This is a genomic window from Bacteroidia bacterium (assembly GCA_039924845.1).
In the GTDB taxonomy this organism is placed as follows: Bacteria; Bacteroidota; Bacteroidia; order DATLTG01; family DATLTG01; genus DATLTG01.
The window spans coordinates 1-2,670 of sequence record JBDTAC010000003.1; the positions used below are offsets into that span (position 1 = coordinate 1).

General features: G+C 34.4%; 3 protein-coding genes. 1 reads left to right on the top strand and 2 read right to left on the bottom strand.

Going from position 1 to position 2,670, the window contains the following annotated elements:
- A partial coding sequence (locus ABIZ51_00365) for a type I restriction-modification enzyme R subunit C-terminal domain-containing protein (GenBank protein MEO7087226.1) occupies positions 1-739 on the top strand: 739 nt, incomplete at its 5' end.
- A gap of 39 nt (positions 740-778) precedes the next feature.
- On the opposite strand, the gene ABIZ51_00370 is transcribed toward ABIZ51_00365, so the two are convergent.
- Positions 779-1,381, bottom strand: a complete 603-nt coding sequence (locus ABIZ51_00370) for an SOS response-associated peptidase (GenBank protein MEO7087227.1) — start codon at positions 1,379-1,381, stop codon at positions 779-781.
- Positions 1,381-2,640: a Y-family DNA polymerase gene (locus tag ABIZ51_00375; protein ID MEO7087228.1), complete on the bottom strand. Its 1,260-nt coding sequence runs from the start codon at positions 2,638-2,640 to the stop codon at positions 1,381-1,383. Before ABIZ51_00375 ends, ABIZ51_00370 begins: the two co-directional genes overlap by 1 nt.
- Positions 2,641-2,670 lie beyond the last annotated feature (30 nt).

The following is a 2,670-nucleotide window of genomic DNA, read 5'->3' on the forward strand; positions in this document are numbered from 1 at the left end:
TTATGATTTTGTAGATGCGTACCAACATTTTGCCGACCCTAAATGGGATGGCGAACCATTAGAACCAGAAGAACCTATTGGAGTCAGAGAACCAAGAACACCATACGAACTAAAAGAGCCGAAAGAAAAGGACGAAAGTGAAAAACGTAAGCGCATTAAAATAAAATTACGTGATGGCAAAGAGCGCGAAATACAATCCATGATTTCAACTTCTTTTTGGAGCGCCGATGGTAAACTAATTTTGGCAGAAGAATTTTTAAATAATTTATTCGGAGAATTACCGAAGTTATTTAAGAGCGAAGAAGAACTGCGAACCATTTGGAGCAACCCAACAACTCGCAGAGCTTTATTAGAAAAATTAGAAGAAGCAGGTTACGGCAAGGATGAACTTAGCGCGATACAAAAATTAATTGATGCGGAAAAAAGTGATTTGTATGATGTTCTTGAATATGGTTTCAATAGCGACATCAAACCAATTACAAGAGAAGCAAGAGTAAAAGCAGCCGAAGCCGCTATTTTTATTTTGCTTGACGATAAACAAAAAGAATTTATTGAATTTGTATTAAGCAAGTATATTGAAACAGGAGTTGAAGAACTTGACCAAGAGAAACTACCAATTTTGCTTACTAATAAATATCAATCGTTAGAAGATGCAAAAGAGGTGTTGGGTGAAGTTGGAAGCATCAGTAAATTATTTATTGAGTTTCAGAAGTATTTGTATCAGCAAAAAGTTGCTTAATACTAAAAGAAACGGCTCATTTAATAATCGTTTTTAATTTTAAATTTCCGTTGCCGTTAGCCGCTCGTTTTGCATTTTTAATGCTTGTCCGTTTAGCCAATTCGTTTCATTTTGTTCCGATAAAATTACAGGTATCCGTTTTTTTGTGTTGTGAATTTTACTCATCAATTCGTTTGCTTCCGTTGTCAAAATAGTGTAAGAATTTATTATTTCTCCAGTTTGTTTATCCGTCCATTCGCTCCATAAACCTGCAAATGAAAATAGTTCTTCGTTTGGTAACGTGATTAAATATTTTTGTTTTTGAGTTCCTTTTTCGTCCAGCCATTGCCATTCATAAAAACCGTCTGCAATTATTAAACAGCGATTGTTTACAGCATTTCTAAAAGCAGGTTTTTCTTTTATAGTTTCAATTCTTGCATTAAGTGTGTTTTTCTTAATACTGTCATCTTTCGCCCAAAATGGAATTAATCCCCATTGAAATAATTTTATTTTTTCGGATTCTTTATTAGTAATTACTGGCGTTTTTGGATGTTGGAATCCGTTGTAAATAGTCGGCTTATACGTTCCTACACTTTCAAATTTTGCTTTGAAACGGCTTTCTAATTCCTGCGCTGATTTTGATTGCTTGGAATGAAAACACATTATAAATTTATAGTTATGATGTCCGACAAATTTGTTGTGTAACGTGGCGATAATTTTTCCTGTTTCATTTTCCAAACTCTCTTTTGGTCTTGTGAAGCAAGTCGTATTTTTTGCTGCCCAAATTCCGTATTCATTCGGTCAATTGCGTGCATTAACGGAATGTGTTTTTGGTTACTATTCTCAAATAAATTACGTTGAGAAATAGTATCGGGTGTAAAATCTTGCACAATTACACCAGCTTTTTTATACGCATATCCTTGTTTGAAAATGTGTTTTAATCCTTGTGTTGCAAACTTCGATAATTCAATATTTGAATTTGTAGGAAAAGGTAATTGAATTACAATATTTCTGCTGTATTGTGGTAAATCTTTTCGGTGTCCGTTGGTATGAATAAAAACCATTATTGAATTGCAACACGAATGTTGTTTGCGTAATTTTTCAGCACAGGAAACGGCAAACGTAGAAACACGCTCTTGTATTTGTTTAAGTTCCGTGTAATTTTTTTCAAAAGAACGAGTAGTTGCAATATTTTTTTTGGGTTGAGCTTCCTCCAAATCCAATGTTGGAATACCTTGTAAATCGAGCTTTAAACGAAGCCCAACAATTGCTAAATTTTTTTTTACAAATTGGTCGTCAAGCTGCGTAAAGTCGTAAGCCGTTTTAACTTTATGTGCATTCAATCGTTTGCTGTGTTGTCTGCCAATACCCCAAACATCTTCTATTTTCAACCATTTCAGAGCTTTGATACGCTTTTCTTCACTGTCAATAATATAAACACCTTTTGTTTTTTCAGGATATTTTTTTGCGATTCGGTTCGCTACTTTAGAAAGTGCTTTAGTAGGAGCAACGCCAACACTGATTGGTATTCCAGTCCATTGAAAAACTTTCTTTCGCATTTCGTTTCCATAATCTTGCAGGTTAAATTTCTCAAAACCGTGCAAATTCATAAAACATTCGTCAATGCTATAAATCTCCATATCAGGACTGTATTCGCCTAAAATATTCATCACTCTGTGGCTCATATCGCCATACAAAGCAAAGTTTGCAGAAAACACTTGAACATTATTTTCTGCAAATATTTTTTCATATTCAAATGCTACTGCACCCATTGGAACACCAATTGCTTTCGCTTCGTTGCTTCGTGCAATAACGCAGCCGTCATTATTTGACAGCACTACAATTGGTTTACCGTTCAAGTCTGGACGGAAAACTCTTTCGCAGGATGCGTAAAAATTATTGCAATCAATTAAAGCAAACATTTAAAATGATTTTATTACGTAGGTAACAAC

Bases quoted from the DNA above. Each gene is read 5' to 3' on its own strand.
- ABIZ51_00370 (MEO7087227.1), bottom strand. From the start codon at position 1,381: ATGTGTTTTCATTCCAAGCAATCAAAATCAGCGCAGGAATTAGAAAGC.
- ABIZ51_00375 (MEO7087228.1), bottom strand. From the start codon at position 2,640: ATGTTTGCTTTAATTGATTGCAATAATTTTTACGCATCCTGCGAAAGA.